This is a genomic window from Paenirhizobium selenitireducens ATCC BAA-1503, assembly GCF_900492185.1.
In the GTDB taxonomy this organism is placed as follows: Bacteria; Pseudomonadota; Alphaproteobacteria; order Rhizobiales; family Rhizobiaceae; genus Allorhizobium; species Allorhizobium selenitireducens_A.
The window spans coordinates 362,738-382,522 of sequence record NZ_UEYP01000003.1 but is presented as its reverse complement, the minus strand read 5'-3'; the positions used below and the strand labels follow the sequence as shown (position 1 = coordinate 382,522).

17 protein-coding genes are annotated in these 19,785 nt (G+C 64.3%); 9 read left to right on the top strand and 8 right to left on the bottom strand.

The window, feature by feature from the left end:
- Positions 1-5 precede the first annotated feature (5 nt).
- On the bottom strand, positions 6-1,103 hold the full coding sequence (locus RHIZ70P_RS07960) for an ABC transporter ATP-binding protein (protein ID WP_115669844.1): 1,098 nt from the start codon (positions 1,101-1,103) through the stop codon (positions 6-8).
- Between the two features lie 588 nt (positions 1,104-1,691).
- Between RHIZ70P_RS07960 and RHIZ70P_RS07955 the strand changes: the two genes are divergently transcribed.
- From RHIZ70P_RS07955 to RHIZ70P_RS07930, 6 genes are all read left to right on the top strand, one after another.
- Positions 1,692-2,744 carry a dipeptidase gene (locus RHIZ70P_RS07955; RefSeq protein WP_115669843.1) on the top strand — a complete coding sequence of 351 codons (1,053 nt, stop codon included), beginning with the start codon at positions 1,692-1,694 and terminating at the stop codon, positions 2,742-2,744.
- A gap of 51 nt (positions 2,745-2,795) precedes the next feature.
- Positions 2,796-4,436 (top strand): ABC transporter substrate-binding protein, encoded by a 1,641-nt coding sequence (locus tag RHIZ70P_RS07950; protein ID WP_115669842.1) that lies wholly within the window; start codon positions 2,796-2,798, stop codon positions 4,434-4,436.
- Positions 4,437-4,504: 68 nt separating this feature from the next.
- Positions 4,505-5,509, top strand: coding sequence for an ABC transporter permease (locus tag RHIZ70P_RS07945; RefSeq protein WP_419178283.1), 1,005 nt, complete (start codon positions 4,505-4,507; stop codon positions 5,507-5,509).
- The gene (locus RHIZ70P_RS07940) at positions 5,506-6,438 is read left to right on the top strand and encodes an ABC transporter permease (RefSeq protein WP_115669840.1); all 933 of its coding nucleotides are present in this window, start codon (positions 5,506-5,508) and stop codon (positions 6,436-6,438) included. The genes RHIZ70P_RS07945 and RHIZ70P_RS07940 overlap by 4 nt, the downstream gene beginning before the upstream one ends.
- Positions 6,435-7,268 (top strand): ABC transporter ATP-binding protein, encoded by an 834-nt coding sequence (locus RHIZ70P_RS07935; RefSeq protein WP_115669839.1) that lies wholly within the window; start codon positions 6,435-6,437, stop codon positions 7,266-7,268. The genes RHIZ70P_RS07940 and RHIZ70P_RS07935 overlap by 4 nt, the downstream gene beginning before the upstream one ends.
- A complete protein-coding gene (locus RHIZ70P_RS07930) occupies positions 7,265-8,020 on the top strand; it encodes an ABC transporter ATP-binding protein (RefSeq protein WP_115669838.1) in 756 nt (251 codons plus the stop codon). The genes RHIZ70P_RS07935 and RHIZ70P_RS07930 overlap by 4 nt, the downstream gene beginning before the upstream one ends.
- Before the next feature lie 2 nt (positions 8,021-8,022).
- On the opposite strand, the gene RHIZ70P_RS07925 is transcribed toward RHIZ70P_RS07930, so the two are convergent.
- From RHIZ70P_RS07925 to RHIZ70P_RS07905, 5 genes are all read right to left on the bottom strand, one after another.
- Positions 8,023-9,213, bottom strand: coding sequence for an alpha-D-ribose 1-methylphosphonate 5-triphosphate diphosphatase (locus RHIZ70P_RS07925; RefSeq protein WP_235842174.1), 1,191 nt, complete (start codon positions 9,211-9,213; stop codon positions 8,023-8,025).
- A 120-nt stretch (positions 9,214-9,333) separates the two neighbouring features.
- On the bottom strand, positions 9,334-10,506 hold the full coding sequence (locus RHIZ70P_RS07920; RefSeq protein WP_115669836.1) for an acetate/propionate family kinase: 1,173 nt from the start codon (positions 10,504-10,506) through the stop codon (positions 9,334-9,336).
- A complete protein-coding gene (locus RHIZ70P_RS07915; protein ID WP_115669835.1) occupies positions 10,503-11,909 on the bottom strand; it encodes a bifunctional enoyl-CoA hydratase/phosphate acetyltransferase in 1,407 nt (468 codons plus the stop codon). Before RHIZ70P_RS07915 ends, RHIZ70P_RS07920 begins: the two co-directional genes overlap by 4 nt.
- Before the next feature lie 7 nt (positions 11,910-11,916).
- Positions 11,917-13,731: a PHA/PHB synthase family protein gene (locus RHIZ70P_RS07910; protein ID WP_235842173.1), complete on the bottom strand. Its 1,815-nt coding sequence runs from the start codon at positions 13,729-13,731 to the stop codon at positions 11,917-11,919.
- A 239-nt stretch (positions 13,732-13,970) separates the two neighbouring features.
- A complete protein-coding gene (locus RHIZ70P_RS07905; RefSeq protein ID WP_115669833.1) occupies positions 13,971-14,966 on the bottom strand; it encodes a P1 family peptidase in 996 nt (331 codons plus the stop codon).
- Positions 14,967-15,212: 246 nt separating this feature from the next.
- Here RHIZ70P_RS07905 and RHIZ70P_RS07900 point away from each other — a divergent pair, with 246 nt between their 5' ends.
- From RHIZ70P_RS07900 to RHIZ70P_RS07890, 3 genes are all read left to right on the top strand, one after another.
- Positions 15,213-15,779 carry a DJ-1/PfpI family protein gene (locus tag RHIZ70P_RS07900; protein WP_181903972.1) on the top strand — a complete coding sequence of 189 codons (567 nt, stop codon included), beginning with the start codon at positions 15,213-15,215 and terminating at the stop codon, positions 15,777-15,779.
- Between the two features lie 96 nt (positions 15,780-15,875).
- Positions 15,876-16,226 carry a ribbon-helix-helix domain-containing protein gene (locus RHIZ70P_RS07895; RefSeq protein ID WP_115669832.1) on the top strand — a complete coding sequence of 117 codons (351 nt, stop codon included), beginning with the start codon at positions 15,876-15,878 and terminating at the stop codon, positions 16,224-16,226.
- A 162-nt stretch (positions 16,227-16,388) separates the two neighbouring features.
- Positions 16,389-17,720 (top strand): NAD(P)/FAD-dependent oxidoreductase, encoded by a 1,332-nt coding sequence (locus RHIZ70P_RS07890; protein WP_115669831.1) that lies wholly within the window; start codon positions 16,389-16,391, stop codon positions 17,718-17,720.
- Positions 17,721-17,862: 142 nt separating this feature from the next.
- On the opposite strand, the gene RHIZ70P_RS07885 is transcribed toward RHIZ70P_RS07890, so the two are convergent.
- Both RHIZ70P_RS07885 and RHIZ70P_RS07880 read right to left on the bottom strand, forming a co-directional pair.
- Entirely contained in the window at positions 17,863-18,771 is a 909-nt protein-coding gene (locus RHIZ70P_RS07885; protein ID WP_115669830.1) for an ABC transporter permease, read from the bottom strand.
- Entirely contained in the window at positions 18,764-19,774 is a 1,011-nt protein-coding gene (locus tag RHIZ70P_RS07880) for an ABC transporter permease (RefSeq protein WP_115669829.1), read from the bottom strand. Before RHIZ70P_RS07880 ends, RHIZ70P_RS07885 begins: the two co-directional genes overlap by 8 nt.
- Positions 19,775-19,785: the final 11 nt, after the last annotated feature.

Sequence of the window (19,785 nt, the reverse complement as noted above, 5' to 3'; positions counted from 1 at the left end):
GGCCTCTACCCCTTGAGGATCTGCGCGGCCTGCGGGCCGAGACGGACAGCGACGCGCGCGCCCTTCTCATGCGCCACGGTGCTGTTGCGCATGTTCTGTTCCCGCACGATGAAGCTGTCGCCGTTGTCGAGCAGGATGTGGAAATGCGTGTCGGTGCCGAAATAGATGGCGTCGCTCAGCACGCCGTCGAAACTGCCGGCGCCGGGCTCGGCGAGCGAGGCATGTTCGGGGCGCACGACGATGGTGACCTGGCCGGACGGTCGCATGTCTCCCGGAAGCGAGGCTTCGATGACGGTTCCGGCGGTCAGCCGGACAGTGGCCGCGTTTTCGCCAAGATCGACCACATCGCCGGCGAGGAAGTTCGACTCGCCGATGAAGTCGGCGACGAAACGGTCGGCGGGGCGCTCGTAGATTTCGTGGGCCGAGCCGACCTGGCGCACCTCGCCGTTCGACATGACGGCGATGCGGTCGGACATGGTGAGCGCCTCTTCCTGGTCGTGCGTGACGAAGATGAAGGTGATGCCGGTCTCGGCCTGGACCCGCTTCAGTTCGATCTGCATCTCCTTGCGCAGCTTGTAGTCCAGCGCCGAGAGCGGTTCGTCGAGCAGCAGGACCTTAGGCTTTGGCGCAAGCGCGCGGGCAAGTGCGACGCGCTGCTGCTGGCCGCCGGAGATCTGGGCAACCGAGCGGTCGCGCATCGATTCCATATGGACGAGGGCCAGCATCTCGTCGACGCGCGCCTTCACCTCGACTGCAGGCTTGCCGAGCATCTTCAGGCCGAAGCCGATGTTCTCGGAAACTGTCATGTGCGGGAAGAGGGCATAGGACTGGAACACGGTGTTGACCGGCCTCTTGAACGGCGGCAGCGGAGCGATGTCCTCGCCATTCAGCAGGATCTCGCCGTTCGTCGGAAAGTCGAAACCGGCGATCAGCCGCAAAAGCGTGGTCTTGCCGCAGCCGGACGGGCCGAGCAGGGTGAAGAATTCGTTCTCGCGGATCGTCAGGTTGATGCGGTCGAGCGCGGTGACCTGACCGGCGCCTGCGCCATAGACGCGGCCGACGTCCCGGATTTCGATTGCGGCCTTCTTCGATGTCGAACTCAAGAAATATCCCCAGGTTTGAAATGGATCTTTTCCGGCAACAGTTCGCGTTCCGGCATGGCCGGCCTGCTGTCGCGCCCGGTCGGCTCGTCGATCATGGCGACGCAATAAGCGTGCCACGCGCTATGATGTGACGAATTCCTCCTCGTCTCCTCCCGATCGGAGCCTACGCGCCCTCTGAACCCGCTGAAATCCGGCGATGCGTAAAGGCGTTGCTCCACTGCGGGCTCCTCCAAGCCCGATCCCGCGCAGGGCGGAATTTTGGTATCGTGCCGCAAATTTGGTCGCTTGACCATTTTTATTTCGCCATGCGGAGCAAATTTTGAGCGACCCCCGCCGGGCGGCCGAAAGGTCCCGGAATTGTGGCCGATGAAACAGGGAGCCCCGGTTGCGCGGGGCGGAGGCGGGCCTGCTACTCCTGCGCGCATCGCCTTGTTCGCAATCGCTTTTTTTTGGCTTGAACCGGCGCGCGATTTAGTTCTACGTTAGTTCAACAAGCGGTCTCGGCCGCTGTGCCTATCGTGCCGGAATCGTCTGTGCAGTCGTTCCGGGACAATCATCTTCGCTCTTGGACGGCAGGAATTTCTCTTCATGGAACGGGTTTTCGACGGCCACAACGACCTCCTGCTGCGGCTCTGGCGAGGGCGGGCGAACGGGGGCGATCCGGTCGCGGAGTTCGTCGACGGTACGAGGGAAGGCCATATCGACGGACCGCGCGCCAAGGCGGGCGGACTGGCCGGCGGGCTTTGTGCCATCTACATTCCCTCCGACGGCGACTTCTCGTTGAAGGAGCCCGACGCCGAGGGTCATTATTCCACGCCGCTCGAGGAACCGCTCGAGCGCCAGCCATCGCTTGACATCGCTCTCGGCATGGCCTCGATAGCCCTTCGGCTCGACCGGGCCGGCGCCTGGCGGCTGTGCCGTTCGACCGGCGAGATCCGCAAGGCGATGGACGACGGCATTTTCGCCGCGGTCATGCACATGGAGGGCTGCGAGGCGATCGACGAGGATCTCGACGCGCTCGAGACCTTCCATGCTGCCGGATTGCGGTCGCTCGGGCCGGTGTGGAGCCGCAACAACATCTTCGGCCACGGCGTGCCTTTCGCCTATCCGGCATCGCCGGATGCCGGGCCCGGATTGACCGATGCCGGCTTCGAACTGGTGAAGGCCTGCAATCGGCTCGGCATCCTGGTCGACCTCGCCCACATCACGGAAAAGGGTTTCTGGGATGTGGCCAAGACCAGCGACCAGCCGCTGGTCGCCAGCCATTCCAATGTCCATGCGCTGACGCCGGTGGCGCGCAACCTTACGGACAAGCAGTTCGACGCGATCAAGGAAAGCGCCGGTCTGGTCGGCCTCAACTATGCCGTGACCATGCTGCGCGACGATGCAAGGGACGATGCGGATACGCCGATCAGCGCCATGGTGCGCCATGTCGACTACATGGTCGAGCGCATGGGGATCGACTGCGTGGCGCTCGGTTCAGACTTCGACGGCGCGACGATTCCGGCCGAAATAGCCGATGCGGGCGGCAATCAGAAACTGGTTGCGGCCCTGAAAGCCGCCGGATACGCTGATCAGGACCTTGCCAAGATATGCCGGGAGAACTGGCTGAGAGTTCTGGCGTCCGCCTGGCACGAATAGGCTGCGGGCGTTTTGAAAAAGACCAATCGGAAAAACAGGGGAACGACAAAAATGATACATTCCTTCAACAAGTCCATGCGTCTGCTGACCACCAGCGCGGCCATGGCGCTGCTCATGGCTTCCGCGCCGCAGGCCTTCGCCGCGACGCCGGCCGACACGCTGGTACAGGGCTGGGCCTTCGATGACATAATCACGCTCGATCCGGGTGAAGCCTTCGAGATCTCGACCGCCGAGGTGACCGCCAACACCTATAGTAAGCTCGTCAATCTCGACATGAACGACACGTCGAAGGTCGTCGGCGAACTGGCCGAGAGCTGGACGATTTCCGAAGACGGCTTGACCTATACGTTCAAGCTGAAGCCGGGCTTGAAATTCGCCTCTGGCAACCCGATCACCGCCGAAGACGTCGCCTTCTCGTTCGAGCGCGCCGTCAAGCTCGACAAGTCGCCGGCCTTCCTGCTCACCCAGTTCGGCCTCAACGGCGACAATGTCGCGGACAAGGCCAAGGCCGCCGACGAGACGACCTTCGTGCTGACCGTCGACAAGGCCTATGCGCCGAGCTTCGTACTCAACGTGCTGACCTCCACCGTGGCCTCCGTCCTCGACAAGAAGGTCGTGATGGACAACGCCAAGCCGGTGACGCCGACCGCCGAATACAAATATGACACCGATTTCGGCAACGAGTTCCTCAAGACCGGCTATGCCGGCTCCGGCCCGTACAAGATCCGCGAATGGCGCGCCAACGAAGTCGTCGTTCTGGAGCGCAACGACAATTACTTCGGCGAGAAGCCGGCCCTTGCCCGCGTGATCTATCGCCACATGAAGGAAAGCGCCGGCCAGCGCCTGGCGCTGGAAAACGGTGATGTCGACGTGGCCCGCAACCTCGAGCCGGGCGATGTCGATGCGGTATCCAAGAAGGAGGGCATCGCCCTTACCTCGGCTCCGAAAGGCACGCTCTACTATTTCAGCCTCAACCAGAAGAACGAGAACCTGGCCAAGCCGGAAGTGGTCGAAGCCTTCAAGTACCTGGTCGACTATGACGCGATCGGCGAGACCCTGATCAAGGGCATCGGCACGATCCACCAGACCTTCCTGCCGGCCGGCCAGCTCGGCGCCCTCGACGACAAGCCCTACAAGCTCGACGTCGCCAAGGCCAAGGAACTGCTGGCCAAGGCCGGTCTGGCCGACGGCTTCACCGTCACCATGGACGTGCGCAACACCCAGCCGGTCACCGGCATTGCCGAAAACGTCCAGCAGACGCTGGCCCAGGCCGGCATCAAGCTGGAAATCATCCCCGGCGACGGCAAGCAGACGCTGACCAAGTATCGCGCCCGCCAGCACGACATCTATATTGGCCAGTGGGGCTCGGACTATTTCGACCCGAACTCCAATGCCGAGACCTTCACCTACAACCCCGACAATTCGGACGAAGGCAAGACCAAGACGCTCGCCTGGCGCAATGCCTGGGACGTTCCGGAACTGACGAAGAAGACCCAGGCCGCGCTTCTGGAGAAGGATTCGGCCGCGCGCGCCGCGATCTATGAAGACCTGCAGAAGCAGGTGCTGACGACCGGTCCGTTCGTCGTCATCTTCCAGCAGACGGAAGTCGCCGGCTATTCGGACAAGCTGAAGGGCTACAAGCTCGGCCCGAGCTTCGACACCAACTTCGTCTACACCGTATCCAAGGACTGAGGTTCTTGGCCCTTCTCGAGACAAAAACCGAGGCGCGGCGCTCCGGCGCCGGCGCCTCGGCCTTCGCCATGTCGTTGCTGCGGTTCCTGGTGACCGTGGTGACGACCTATCTCGGCCTTCTGGCCGTGACCTTCTTCATCGGCCGCGTCGTTCCCATCGATCCGGCGCTCGCCATTGTCGGCGACCGGGCACCCGCCCATGTCGTCGAGCGCGTGCGCGAGGAACTCGGCCTCAACCTGCCGCTCTACCAGCAGTTCTTCATCTATGTCCGACAGGCGCTTTCCGGCGACTTCGGAACTTCGGTGCTGACCACCAATCCGGTGATGACCGACATTCTTCGGGTATTTCCGGCGACCATCGAGCTTGCCAGCGTGGGCACGCTGATCGGCGCCGTCTTCGGCATACCGCTCGGCGTTCTCGCCGCGGTCAAGCGCGGCTCGATCGCCGACCAGATCGTCCGCGTCATCGGGCTTATCGGCTATTCCGTGCCGATCTTCTGGCTCGGTCTTCTGGCGCTGGTGTTCTTCTATGCCAAGCTCAACTGGGTCGCCTATCCGGGACGCGTCGACATCGTCTATGAGTATTCGTTCACGCCGGTCACCGGCTTCTTCCTGCTGGATGCCGCCTGGCAACGCCAGTGGGACGTTGTGTGGGACCTGTTCCGCCACATCATCCTGCCCGGATCGCTGCTCGGCTATTTCTCGCTCGCCTATATCAGCCGGATGACGCGTTCCTTCATGCTGAACGAGCTCAGCCAGGAATATATCGTCGCCGCGCGGGCCAAGGGCCTGTCGGAGACGCGGATCATCTGGTTCCACGCGCTGCGCAATGCCGCCGTGCCGCTGGTGACCGTTATCGCGTTGTCCTATGCCGGCCTGCTCGAGGGCTCGGTGCTGACCGAGACGATCTTCTCCTGGCCGGGGCTTGGCCTCTACATCACCAACTCGCTGCAGAATGCCGACATGAACGCCGTTCTGGGCGGCACCATGGTCATCGGCGCCGTGTTTATCGGCATCAACCTTCTGACCGATATCCTCTATCGCACACTCGACCCGAGGACGCGCAGCCGATGAGCCAGACCGACATCCAAACCAAACAGAGCCTGCGCGGCTGGCTGCTCTCCGACCGTCCGCAATCACGCCGGCAGGCCCGGCTCGGCCGGCTCTACATCATCTGGCGGCGCTTTTCCGAGAACCGTCTGGCGGTGCTCGGCCTGCTGATCCTGTTCGGCCTGCTGTTCGTCGCCGCCTTCGCCGACGTGCTGGCGCCGCATTCGCCGGTGCAGGGGGATCTGCGCAATGCCCGGCTTTTGCCGCCCGGCACGGTTGGCTACCTGCTCGGCACTGACGACCAGGGCCGTGACATTCTCTCGCGGCTCATTCACGGATCACGGCTGACCCTGTTCGTCATCTTCCTGGTGGCGATCATCGCGGCGCCGATCGGGTTGATCGTCGGCACAGTGTCCGGCTATGCGGGCGGATGGGTCGATGCCGTCCTGATGCGCATCACCGACATTTTCCTCGCCTTCCCCAAGCTCGTCCTGGCGCTGGCGCTGGTGGCGGCGCTCGGGCCGGGCATCGAGAACGCGGTGCTCGCCATCGCCATCACGTCGTGGCCTCCTTATGCCCGCATTGCACGGGCCGAGACGCTGACCTTCCGCAACTCTGATTTCATCGCTGCGGTCAAACTGATGGGTGCATCGCCGCTGCGGATCGTCATTTCGCACATCATGCCGCTCTGCATGTCATCGCTGATCGTCCGCGTCACGCTCGACATGGCCGGCATCATCCTGACCGCTGCCGGCCTCGGCTTCCTCGGCCTCGGCGCCCAGCCACCGCTGCCGGAATGGGGCGCGATGATCGCGTCGGGCCGCCGGTTCATCCTCGACCAGTGGTGGGTCGCGGCCATGCCGGGCTTTGCCATCCTGATCGTCTCGCTCGGCTTCAACCTTTTGGGCGACGGCCTGCGCGACGCGCTCGATCCGAAGGAGGCCGGCCAATGAAACCGCTCCTTACCGTCGAGAACCTCAAGGTCAGCTTTCCGACCCGCACCGGTCTCGTCGAGGCCGTGCGCGGGGTGAACTTCACGCTCGGACGCGAGCGGCTGGGTATCGTCGGCGAGAGCGGCTCCGGCAAGTCGCAGACTGGCCGCGCCATCATGGGGCTGACCCCCGGCCATGCGCGGATCACCGCCGACCGGCTTTCCTTCGGAGACACCGACCTTCTGTCGATCTCGAAACGCGAGCGGCGTTCTCTGCGCGGCAAGAAGATCGCCATGATCCTGCAGGACCCGAAATATTCGCTGAACCCGGTCATGCCGATCGGCCGGCAGATCATGGAAACCCTACAAACGCACGAGCGCCTGTCCAATGCCGAGACCCGCCAGCGGGCCCTCGCCATGCTGGAAGCCGTGCAGATCAATGATCCGGAACGCGTTTTCGGGCTCTATCCGCATGAAGTCTCGGGCGGCATGGGCCAGCGCATCATGATCGCCATGATGCTGGTTTGCGGACCCGAACTGCTGATCGCCGACGAACCGACGTCGGCGCTTGACGTCACCGTCCAGCTCGAAGTGCTGGGGATCCTCGACAAGCTGGTGTCCGAGCGCGGCATGGGGCTGATCTTCATCAGCCACGACCTGCGGCTCGTCTCGTCCTTCTGCGACCGGGTGCTGGTCATGTATGCCGGCCGCGTGGTCGAGGAACTGCCTGCGTCGCGGCTTTCCGAGGCGCAGCATCCCTATACGCGCGGCCTGCTGAACTGTCTGCCGCAGATCCATGCGGACCGGCATCCGCTGCCCGTCCTCGAACGCCAGGCGGAGTGGGCGCTATGACCGTACCGGCCCTTTCCATCCGCGACATGCTCGTCACCTTCAGCGGCTTTCGCGCGCTCGACGAGGTGAGCCTCGACATCGCCGCGGGCGAATCCTTCGGCATTGTCGGCGAGTCCGGATCGGGCAAGTCGACGCTGCTGCGCGCCGTTGCCGGCCTCAACCGTTTCGACAGTGGCACGCTCACCGTCAACGGCCGCAGTTTCACCGGTCACAAGCGCGACCATGAGTTCTATCGCACGGTGCAGATGGTGTTCCAGGACCCCTATGGTTCGCTGCATCCGCGCCAGACGGTCGACAGGCTGCTGCTGGAGCCGCTGGCCATTCACGGCTTTGCCGATACCGAGACGCGCATCGCGCGGGCGCTGGACGAAGTGGGGCTGGGCTCCGGCTTCCGCTTTCGCTTCTCGCACCAGCTGTCCGGCGGCCAGCGGCAACGCATCGCCGTTGCGAGGGCACTGATCGTCGAACCGAAGGTGTTGCTGCTCGACGAGCCGACCTCGGCGCTCGACGCCTCGATCCAGGCGGAAATCCTCAACCTGCTCGAACAGGCGCGCCGCGATCGTGGCCTGACCTTCGTCATGGTCAGCCATGACCTGGCGGTGATCAGCCATATGTGCGAGCGGCTGGCGGTGATGAAGACCGGCAAGGTGGTCGAGGCGCTCGACGTGGCGCAATTGCGCTCGCGGGAGTTCTCCACCGACTATACGCGCCAGCTGTTGACCGCGAGCGAGGGGTTCGTGCGGGAAGCCTGAGATCAGGCGACCCGGTGCCCCTTGCGCCACACGGCTTTCAGGTACGGATGGCCGTCATGCTCGCCGACACGGATCAGGTCGGCGCGCTTGCCCGCGGCGATCTCGCCGCGGTCGGCAAGGCCTGCGGCTTCGGCGGGCGCCTTGGTCACCATGCGCACGGCTGCGGCCAGGTCGTAGTCGAGGGCCGGGTCGTTGGCGATCAGGAAGGCGGCATCGAGCATCGAGCGCGGCACGTAATCCGAGGCGAGGATGTCTATAAGCCTTTCCGCCAGCAGGTCGCGCACCGCGACATTGCCGGATTGCGAACCGCCGCGCACGATGTTGGGCGCACCGCCGACGATCAGCATGGATCGGGCGCGGGCCTCGCGGGCCGCTTCCAGCGTGCAGGGGAATTCCGAGATTGCCACGCCCTCGTCGGCGGCGAGGTCGACATGCTCGATGTCGGTGTCGTCATGGCTCAAAAGCGGCAGGCCGCGGGCGCGGGCGAGCGCCACGACCTCGGGGCGGACCGTGCGGCCGATGTCCGATCTTTCGGCCACCATCTGGGCGATGCGGTCGCGGATGATCGCCTCGCTTTCGCCCCCTGCCTTCTGCAGGCGGTTGACGTAGGCGTCCATGTCGCGGCTCTGGCGGATGCCGGGCAGATGCTCCATCACCGAGACGACACGCACCAGCGGCCGGTCGATATTGGCGGCCGTGAGTTCCGGCGTGCGCGGGTCCACCACCTCGCAACGCAGGTGGACGAAATGCTCGGCACGCAGCATGCCGGCGGCCTGGGCGCGCTCCAGCACGTCGATCATGGGGCCGAGGATCGCCGCCCGTTCGCTGTCTTCCGAGGAGACGCCGACGCAAAGGCTGTCGAACACGGTGGTGACGCCGCCGCCGATGATCTGGGCGTCGTGGGAAAGGGCGGCGCGCATGTAATCCCAGCGGACATGCGGGCGGGGAAAGACGTGCTTTTCGAAATGGTCGGTATGGATGTCGACGAGGCCGGGCAGGAGGTAGTCGCCGCCGAAGTCCAGTGCACCGGCGCCGGCCCGGCCTGTTCCCAGAGCAGCGATCCGGCCGTCCTCGATCACCACCGAGCCTTCGACGACGGTATCATTGAGCACGATCTTCGCATTGTCGATGACAAAGCACCCGGCATCGGCTCCAGGGCGCGGCTCACCATTCTGAAAGGTCTCGATACGCAACGGACATCCTCGTCGGCAGGGCAGGGGAGGGCGGAGACAAGACTCGGTCGCGGCCTTGCATTCGAGTGTGCTTAGCGCCGGCATATGACTGTTCTATGTCGGTCCCGCCTTTTCGCGCCGTTAAAGGACGGAAAGCGCCTCGTCGGCGATCACCTGCTCCTCGTCGGTCTCGATGACCAGGACGGCGACAGGGGCCGATGGCGCGGAGATCGTCTGTGCATTGGCGTCGTTCGCCGCTTCATCGAGCTCTATGCCGAGATAGGGGAGCCGTTCGCACACCTTACGGCGGATCGCCGGCTGGTTCTCGCCGATACCGGCGGTGAAGACCAGGGTATCGAGCCCGCCGATGGTGGCGGAAAGCCTGGCGATCTCGCCGGCGATGCGGAAGGTGAAGACGTCGATCGCTTCGGCGGCCTCCGTGGCGCTGCTTTCGAGCAGCACGCGGCTGTCGGCGCTGATGCCTGAGAGGCCTATCAGGCCGGACTTGTGGTAGACGATGTCTTCCACCTCTTCGCGTGTAAGACCCAGACGTGCCATGAAGTGAAAAATCACGCCGGGATCGAGCGCGCCGGATCGGGTCGCCATGGGGATGCCGTCGATGGTCGAAAAACCCATGGAACTGTCGCGGCTCAGGCCATCCCGGATAGCGCAGATGCTGGCGCCACTGCCGAGATGGGCGACGACGGTTCGCGCGCCCGCGCGCTCGGGCCGGAGCTTCGCCAGTGCACCTGCGATGTACTTGTAGGACAGGCCGTGGAATCCATAGCGCTTGATGCCCTGATCGAAATACTGGCGCGGAATGGCGAAGCGCTGCACGGTCGCGGACTGGGTACGGTGGAAGGCGGTGTCGAAGGATGCGGTCTGCGGCAGATGCGGCTTCAGGTGGCGGATGGCCTCGATCAGACGCAGGTTCTGCGGCTGGTGGAGCGGCGCGAGCGGTGTCAGCGCGGCAATCCCGGAGAGCACCGCCTCATCGATCTTGACCGGCCCGGCAAAGACGTCGCCGCCATGCACGACGCGGTGGCCGACGGCGGTCACGGCATCGATGTCGAAGTGTTCCGTCAGCCAACCGAAGGTTTCGTCCAGCACCTCATGCAGCACGTCGCCGCCTTCGGCCTCGAGCGGCACGTCGAAGACTTCCGGGCCTTCGACCAGGTGGAAGGTCAACGGCTTGTGGCGAAAGTCGATCATGCCCTTGCCGATGCGCCGTGCCTTGCCGTCCTCGCGCCGGAAAAGGCCGATCTTCACCGTCGAAGATCCGGCATTGAAGGTGAGGAGCAGCTTCTCCCTCATTGCGCTGGCAGCCCTTGTGCCGCGCGCTTGGCGGCGACCAGCTTGGCGAGCGCGGCCGAGGCGACGCGAACCTTGAGGCTGTCGGAGCGGCTGGTGAGGATGATCGGCACGCGGGCGCCGAGCACGAGGCCGGCGGCATCGGCGCCGGCGAAATAGAGCAATTGCTTGGCCAGCATGTTGCCGGCTTCGAGATCCGGCACGAGCAGGATGTCGGCCTGGCCGGCGACCGGCGAGACGATGCCCTTGGTGCGGGCGGCGTCAAGGCTGATGGCATTGTCGAAGGCCAGCGGCCCGTCGACGCTGCCGCCGGTGATCTGGCCGCGCGCCGCCATGACGGTGAGCGCCGCAGCATCCAGCGTCGCCTGCATCTTGTCGTTGACCGTCTCGACCGCGGCGAGTACGGCGACCTTGGGGTTGGGATTGCCGAGCAGTCGCAAAAGGTCGATGGCGTTCTGGCAGATGTCGCGCTTGTGGTCGAGCGTGGGGGCGATGTTGATCGCCGCGTCGGTGACCACCAGCAGCTTTTCGTAGGCCGGCACGTCCATGGCATAGACATGGCTGATGCGTCGTTCGGTCTTGAGCCCCGAGCCGGCAGCGACGATGGCGCCCAGCAGTTCGTCGGAGTGCAGACTTCCCTTCATCAGGGTCGAGACCTTGCCGGCGACCGCCAGTTCCACGGCCTTCTCGGCGGCGGCATGGCTGTGCTCGACCGAAATGATCTCGAAGCCGTCAAGCGAGACGCCGGCTTCTGCCGCGGCGGCGCGGATTTTGGCTTCGGGACCGATCAGGACGGGGTCGAGCAGGTTCTCGTCGCGGATCTCGAAGGCGGCCTGGATGGCCTCTGGCGAGCAGGGATGAACGAGGGCGGTCCTGATCAGCGGCAGTGCGCGCGCCTCGGCGATGATGTCCTCGAAGCGGTCGTGATGCTGGGCGGCGACCGCCGGGAACGTGACCTGCGGCCATTCCACGCGCTCGAAGGGAGCGATCACGGTAGCAAGACCGCTCAGGACATCCTCGCCGTGCTGGTTGGTGCAGAGCGTGTCGAATACGACGATGCGCTTGTCGGCACGCTTCTCGGTCACCGTGACGATCGCGGTGATCGTGTCGCCGGGGAAGACCGGCTTCTGGAAACGCAGTTCCTGGCCGAGATAGATCGTGCCGGGGCCGGGCAGCTTGGTCCCGAGCACGGCCGACACCATGGCGGCGGTCCACATGCCGTGGGCGATGATCTGGCCGAAAAACTCCTTTTCGGCGAACACCGGATCCACATGGGCCGGATTGAAGTCGCCGGAGGCCTGGGCGAAGAGCTCGATGTCTTCGCGGCCGATGGTGCGGGCGATCGTGGCGCTGTCGCCGACCTTCAACTCGTCGAAGGTGCGGTTCGTAAGCAGGGACTGGTTCATTGCTACTCTATCTTTGATGGACGTAGGTGCCGGGTGCGGCTTCCTTGGCGACGTAACCGTTTTCGCTCGATCCCATCGGCGGCGGATCAACCTTATCCGGTGAGGAATGGGATGCAAGCCAGGCCGACCAGGCCGGCCACCAGGAACCGTCGCGCGTCGGGCATTCGGCCATCCATTCCTCGGCGCTGACGCAAGGGTCGACGGCCCTCTTCGTCGTCATGCGGAAGTGGCGATGCGGATGGCCCGGCTCGCTGACGATGCCGGCATTGTGGCCACCGCTGGTCAGCACGAAAGTCACGTCGGTGTCGGTCAGGTAGTGGATTTTGTAGACCGATTTCCACGGTGCCACATGGTCGCGCTCGGTGCCGACGGCAAAGACCGGAACGCGGATGTTCTGCAGGGCCGCCGGGCGCTCGTCGACCATGAAGCGGCCCGACGCGAGCTCGTTGTCGAGATAGAGGCGCTGCAGGTATTCGGCATGCATGCGGAACGGCATGCGGGTCGTGTCGGCATTCCAGGCCATCAGGTCGTTGAGCGGCGTGCGTTCGCCCATCAGGTAGTCGTGCACGATGCGCGACCAGACGAGATCGTTGGAGCGCAGGAGCTGGAAGGCCCCGGCCATCTGGTCGGCGGAGAGGAAGCCGCGATTCCACATCACGCTTTCGAGGAAATGCAGCTGGCTGTGGTCGATGAAGAGGGCAAGTTCGCCCGGTTCGCTGAAATCCGTCTGGGCGGCAAACAGGGTAACGGAGGCCAGCCGGTCGTCCTTCGCCCGCGCCATGGCGGCCGCGGCGATCGACAGCAGCGTGCCGCCGAGACAATAGCCGGTGGCATGCACCTTGCGCTCCGGCACGATGGCGTTGATCGCGTCGAGCGCTGCCATGACGCCGAGCCGGCGATAGTCGTCGAGGCTCAAGTCGCGGTCGGCGGCGGTCGGATTGTGCCAGGATATGCAGAATACGGTATGGCCCTGGGCGACCAGGTAACGGATCAGCGAGTTCTCCGGCGAGAGATCGAGGATGTAGTATTTCATGATCCAGGCCGGGACGATCAGGATCGGTTCGGCATGGACCGTCTCGGTTGCCGGCGCATACTGGATGAGCTCGATCAGGCGGTTGCGGTAGACGACACGGCCCGGCGTGGCGGCCACGGTCTTGCCGGGCTGGAAGGCCTCGGTTCCGGCGACGGGTTGCTGCGTCAGCTGGCGATTGGTGTCCTCGATAAAGTTGCGGAAACCCTCGAGGAAATTCATGCCGCCGGTTTCCACCGCGCGCTTCAGCACCACCGGATTGGTCAGCGGGTAGTTCGACGGCGAGAACATGTCGAGGATCTGGCGCGTGGCGAACGAGATCACGTCTTCATGATGCGGCGCGACGCCGGGCACGTCGTTGGTGACATTGTGCCACCATTGCTGGTTCAACAGGAAGCACTGGGCCAAGACATTGTAGGGAAAGTGCTGCCATTCCTCGCCCTTGAACCGGTCGTCGCCCGGCAAGGGCTCGATGCAGGGCGGGGTCTGCGGATCAACAGCGGCGGCGGCCATGTGGGCGGCAAGTCGGTTGCTCTTGCGCACGGCCTTCTGCGCCAGTTCCAGCCGCTTGCCCGGCGCCATGGCCAGATGGACCGCCCAGTCGTAGACGGCAAGCGACAGGGCAGCCGGCGAGAGGCCACCGGTCAAGGGCGCGATCAGCGCCTCGTTCATCCGGGTCAGCGCCTCGAAGCCGGCGGCCTGTGAGCCGTCGTCGAAACCGAGAGCGTCGAGTGCCGTGTCCATGTTGGCGTGGGTAGGATCGGCGGCCCTGATCATGCTCGATATAGACATGCGATCTTCTCCAGTCCGCTTCGGCGTGTCGTTTGCGCCCACGGATAGCGCAGCTGCATGACGGACACACGACCCTGCAGCCGCATTCCGGCGGCTTGCACGATCGTCGTTGCTGCAATGCAATATAAGCCTTTGCAGCCGTAATTCAATCGAAGCCGCGTCGCACGCTTAACGTCCTCTTGCACGTCCGACCCTCGGCTGCGATGTCTTTTGACAAAGCGCAAGGGCGACGCATCGCTTCAGCCGTAGCGGTCGCGCCAGGAGGCTTGCGCGCCGTCCACGGGCAGGGAGGTCGCCTCGAAGACGCCGCGGGCGATGGCGCGGGCCATGACGAGGGTGGCGAGGTGGCAGAGCTCCATGAAATCGGCGGAACTGGTCAGTGGCCGGCGATTGGTCGCGGCGGAGAAGATCGTGTCGCCGTCGGCCGGAAGGTGGGCGGGCAGCACGGCGCGGGAAAGCCCGTCATGGGCCATGATCGACAGGCGGTGAGTTTGCGCCTTGGTCAGCGCCGCGTCGGTGACGACCGCGCCGATCGTGGTGGCGGTGAGGTTGATGCCCTTGGCCCGCAGGATGGTGTCGGGCGAGGAGAAATTGGCCGGCAGGCCGATGCCGCCGAACTCGTCGTCCAGCTCGAAAGGGGCTGCCCAGAAGAACGGGCCGTCGCCGATCGTCGCCGAGCCCATGGCATTGACCGCGGCGATGGCGGCGATGGTTTGGCCGCCGCTGGTCATGGCGCTGGCGGAGCCCAGGCCCCCCTTGAAGGTGGCCGTCGTCGCGCCAGTGCCGGCGCCGACGCTTCCGAGATCGAACGGACCGTGCCTTGCCGCCATGAAGGCATCATAACCCATGTCGCGATAGGGCGAATGCAGGCCCCAGTCCTTGTTGCCGCCGTTGAGAAGGTCCATCAGGATCGCCTGCGGCACGATCGGCACGCGGACATCGCCCACCGGGAAGCCCCGGCCGATGGCGCGCAGGCCCGCCTGCACGCCGCCGGCGGCATCGAGGCCGAAGGCCGATCCGCCCGACAGCACGAAGGCATCGACCGCTTCCACCGTCATCGCCGGATCGAGCAGTGCCGTTTCGCGTCCACCCGGCGCCCCGCCGAGCACGCTGCCGGAGGCGGTGGCGGGGCGATCGAAGACGATCACGGTCACGCCTGATCCGAGCTTCAGGTCGGTCGCATGGCCGACGGCCACGCCCTCGACATCGGTCAAAAGATTGAGTTGGGACGTCATGCCGTTCCTCTTGATGCGCTTCGGTTCGATGGGAACCGCCTATGGCGTTCAGAAATATGCGCGGAGATTGGCCTCGTCCGTGATCGGAATCAAGCGACAGGAGAAGGATCACAGCCGCGGGGCAGGCCGGTCCCCGATCATGCAGGCGGTGTGGTTGCGAAAATTGTCGCTGTAGTAAGGCGATAATACCCGCCGCCGCAGGCGATTTGCTAGCGTCCGCCCGACATTCCAGAACGGGAGGATGACATGTCGAAGAAGATCCTGATGATTACCGGCGATTTTGCCGAAGACTACGAGACCATGGTGCCGTTCCAGACGCTCTTGGCCTGCGGTTACGTCGTGCACGCCGTCTGCCCCGGCAAGAAGGCCGGCCAGACGATTGCCACCTCGATCCACGATTTCGAAGGCGACCAGACCTACACGGAAAAGCGCGGCCACAATTTCGCGCTCAACGCCACCTTCGCCGACATCAAGGCATCGGACTATGACGCGCTGCTCATTCCGGGCGGCCGGGCGCCGGAATATCTGCGCCTCGATCCCGAGGTGATCGCCGCCGTGAAGCACTTCTTCGACGCCGACAAGCCGGTTGCCGCCGTCTGCCATGGCGCCCAGATCCTCGCCGCCGCCCGCGTGCTCGAAGGCCGCACCTGCTCGGCCTATCCGGCCTGCCGCCCCGAAGTGGAACTCGCCGGTGGCACCTATGCGGAGATCGCCATCGATGCGGCCTTCACCGACGGCAAGCTGGTGACCGCCCCCGCCTGGCCGGCCCATCCGGCATGGCTCAAGCAGTTCATGGCGGTGCTTTCCGCCTGATCCTCGACCTTTTGCCGAGACGGCGGGGCTTTGCGCGTTCCGCCGTCTCGCGATAGGCTCGCAGCCACGGCGAGGCCGCACATTCGGGAGGAAACCATGTGCAAGCTCTTCATCCAGGCCGATCCGGCCCTCTGGGAAAGCCAGACGAAGTCGCTCCGGATCGACGGCATGGTGACCAGCGTGCGGCTGGAAAACTTCTTCTGGATGACGCTGGAGGAGGTTGGCCGCCGCGACGGCATGACGGTGATCCAGCTGATCGCCAAGCTCTATCATGAATCGATCGACGCCGGGCATGATCTCGGCAATTTCACCTCGTTCCTGCGCGTCTGCTGCGGCCGTTATCTGGCGCTGCAGCTGTCCGGCGACATACCGGCCAATACGGACCTGCCGATCTCGGCCCTGGATGCGGACCATATCCTGACGGTCGAGAAGGCCAAGTACCACTGACGGACAAGACAGGGGCTGTCCTGTCGCCTTTGGAACGCGTCATGTCACGGGCTGGCGTGACGAAGCGATCCGCCGGTGCTATAGCTTGGCCATTGCACCGGCAGCCAACTGACGTCCTTCCCCGCCTGCCGGACCCTTTTGTCTTCCAGGAGTTCACCCCTCATGCCCGGTCCCAAGGTCGTTCCCGTTCAAGGTGACGCGCACATGCCTGCCCGCGTCGACGTCGTCGTCATCGGTGGTGGCATCATCGGCGTGTCGACGGCGCTGGAGCTGGCCGAACGCGGCGTCTCGGTGGCGCTGTGCGAAAAGGGCGGAATCGGCGAGGAACAGTCGAGCCGCAACTGGGGCTGGGTGCGCATTTCCTGGCGCGATCCGCGCGAAGTGCCGCTGATGGCTGAGGCGATCCGCATCTGGCAGGGGCTCGACCAGCGCATCGGGCGCGACACAGGCTACAAGCAGTGCGGCATCGTTTTTGCCTCAATGGATGAGAAGTACGAAGCCAAGAACGCCGAATGGCCGGACATTCTCAGCAACTACCAGATGAAGTCGCGGATGATCGACGGGCCGGAATTCAGCGGGCTCTATCCGGGCATGAAGCACGACTTCAAGAGTGCGCTCTATACACCGGCCGACGGCCGCGCAGAGCCGCAGAAGGCGGCACCGGCGATCGCCGAGGCCGCCCGCGACAAGGGCGCCCACATCCTGACGAAATGCGCGGTGCGCGGCATCGAGACCTCGGGCGGCAGGATCTCCGGCGTGGTGACCGAGCGCGGCTCGATCGCCTGCTCGTCCGTGGTGCTGGCCGGCGGCGCATGGTCGAGCCTCTTTGCCCGCAATGCCGGTATCGACCTGCCGCAGCTGAAGGTGATGAACACCGTCATCCGCACCAAGCCGATCGAGGGCGGGCCGGAACACACGCTCTATGGCAAGGACTTCGCCTTCCGCAAGCGCCAGGACGGCGGCTACACGATCGTCTCGCGCTACGACAACATCGTCGAGATCGTGCCGGACAGTTTCCGCTTCATGCTGAAGTTCCTGCCGGCGCTGAAGAGCGAGTGGCGTTCGCTCCGCTTCCGCGTCTCCGGCCGCTTCCTCGAGGAGGGTCGCATGGCGCAACGCTGGCGCATGGACGAGGAAACGCCGTTCGAGCGCTGCCGGGTGCTCGATCCGAAGCCCTCGGACAGGTGGACCAATCATGCGCTGGCGCAGTTGAAAAAGGACTATCCGGTCTTCGCCAAGGCGGAGATCGAGCAGCGCTGGGCGGGTTATATCGACGTGTCGCCGGATGCCGTTCCGGTGATTTCGCCGGTCGAGGACGTTCCGGGGTTCTTCATTGCCACCGGGTTCTCCGGTCACGGTTTCGGCATCGGGCCGGGTGCCGGACGCCTGATGGCCGACCTGGTCACCGGCCACGCACCTTGCGTCGATCCGACGGCATTCAGGCTGTCGCGCTTCTTTGACGGTTCGAAGATCGAGGTGATCAGCGGGGTTTGAGGGGGCTCCCTCTTCTCCCTGGCGGGGAGAAGTGCCAAGCGGATGCGAGGCGATGAGGGGGCCATGCGCACTGAGATCAGTTGGCTTCGCCCCCCTCTTCCGGCCCTTTGGGCCACCTTCTCCCCATCGGGGAGAAGGGGAGTCAGCGTTTCATCATCCTTGGGTCGAGCGCATCGCGGATCGCGTCGCCGATATAGTTGACGCTCAAGACCGTGAGCGAGATGGCCAAGCCCGGCCAGAGCACGCGCGACGGGTTGATCTGCAGGAAGTTGGCGCCGTCGAACAAGAGCCGACCCCAGGTCGGGAAGTCCGAGGGGAAGCCAAGGCCGAGGAAGGACAGCGCCGATTCCGTGATGATGGCGGAGGCGATGCCGAGCGTCGCCGAGACCATGATCGAGCTCATGACATTCGGCAGGATGTGCTTGAGGATCACCCGGTATTCCCACATGCCGCTCGACTTGGCTGCCAGAACGAATTCCTGGTTTTTGACGGCCAGGACGTCGCCGCGCACGATGCGGGCGGTGTGCATCCAGCTGGTGATGCCGATGACGAAGACGATCAGGATGAAGATCCCGCTCTCCGGGCCGAAGGCGGCGCGCAGCGTATCGCGAAACAGCATGATGATAACCAGCAGCAGCGGCAAGAGCGGAAGCGCCAGGAACAGGTCGGTGATCCGCATCAAGAGCCCGTCGATCCGCTTGAAGTAACCGGACAGCACCCCGACCAGCGTGCCGAGAAACAGGGCGAGCAGCATGGCCGTGATACCGACGGCCAGCGAGATCTGCCCGCCGGCCAGCACCTGGGCGAGCATGTCGTGGCCGAGATTGTCGGTGCCGAACGGGTGGGCCCAGGATGGCCCCTGGTTCTTCGCCTTGATGTCGATCTTGTTCGGGTCGATCGTGTGGATGAACGGCCCGAGATAGACCGCGGCGACGATGAAGGCGAAGACGATCAGGCCCGCGACGCCGCCCGGATGGGCCCTGAACTGGTGCCAGAGATCGCCGGCAAACGAGCGGCCCGGCTTTTCAATGGTGGCGAGGGCGTCAGTCATAGCGAATCCTCGGGTCGAGAATGCCGTAGAGGACGTCGGCAATCAGGTTGAAGAGGACGATCAGCACCGCGAAGATGAAGGTGAGCGTCTGCACCAGCGGGATGTCGGCGCCCTGGATGGCGGTGATCAGCAATTGGCCGAGCCCGTTCACCCGGAAGATCTGCTCGGTGATGATGGCCCCGGAAAAGATGGTCGGCACGCCGAGCGCGATGACGGTGACCACCGGGATCAGGCTATTGCGCAGCACGTGGACCAGAAGCACGACCTTTTCCTTGACGCCCTTGGCCCGCGCGGTGCGGACATAGTCCTGATGCAGGTTGTCGAGCATGGAGGCGCGGACGAAGCGGCTGATCTGCGAAGTGTTGTAGAGGGTGAGCACCAGCACCGGCAGGAACATTTGCCTGATTTGGGCGACGAAGCTCGACCAGTCGTTGACGACGAGATTGGTGTCGTAGATCGACGGGAACCACTGCAGGTAGGAGCTGAAGATGACGATCAGCAGCACGCCGGTGAAGAAGGTCGGGACCGAGTAGCCGACCATCGAGACGAAGGTGCCGATCTGGTCGAAGATCGAATACTGCTTGTAGGCGGAGATGACGCCGATCGGGATCGCCAGCAATACGCCGAATAGATAGGACAGGCCGACGACCCAGAGGGTCTGCGGCAGGCGCTGGACGATCAGGTCGACCACCGGGCTGCGGGTGGCCCAGGACAGAACGCGCAGACGGTCGCCACTGCCGACGGTGATTCCGGTGATCTGTTCGAAGATGTTCAGCGGTTCGTTGATGAAGAACTGCTGCAGCCATTTGAGGAAGCGGATGAAGAAGGGTTGATCCAGGCCCAGTGCTGCTCGCATCTGTTCGCGAACTTCGGGCGGAATGGTCAGGGGGAGGTCGCCAAGGGGATCGTTGGGAGCGAGATCCAGCAGAGCGAAGATAATGAAGCTGATAATCAGCAGAGTCGGGATTGCAAACAGCAATCGCCGCAGAGTGTAGGTGAACATCGGAGGGGTCC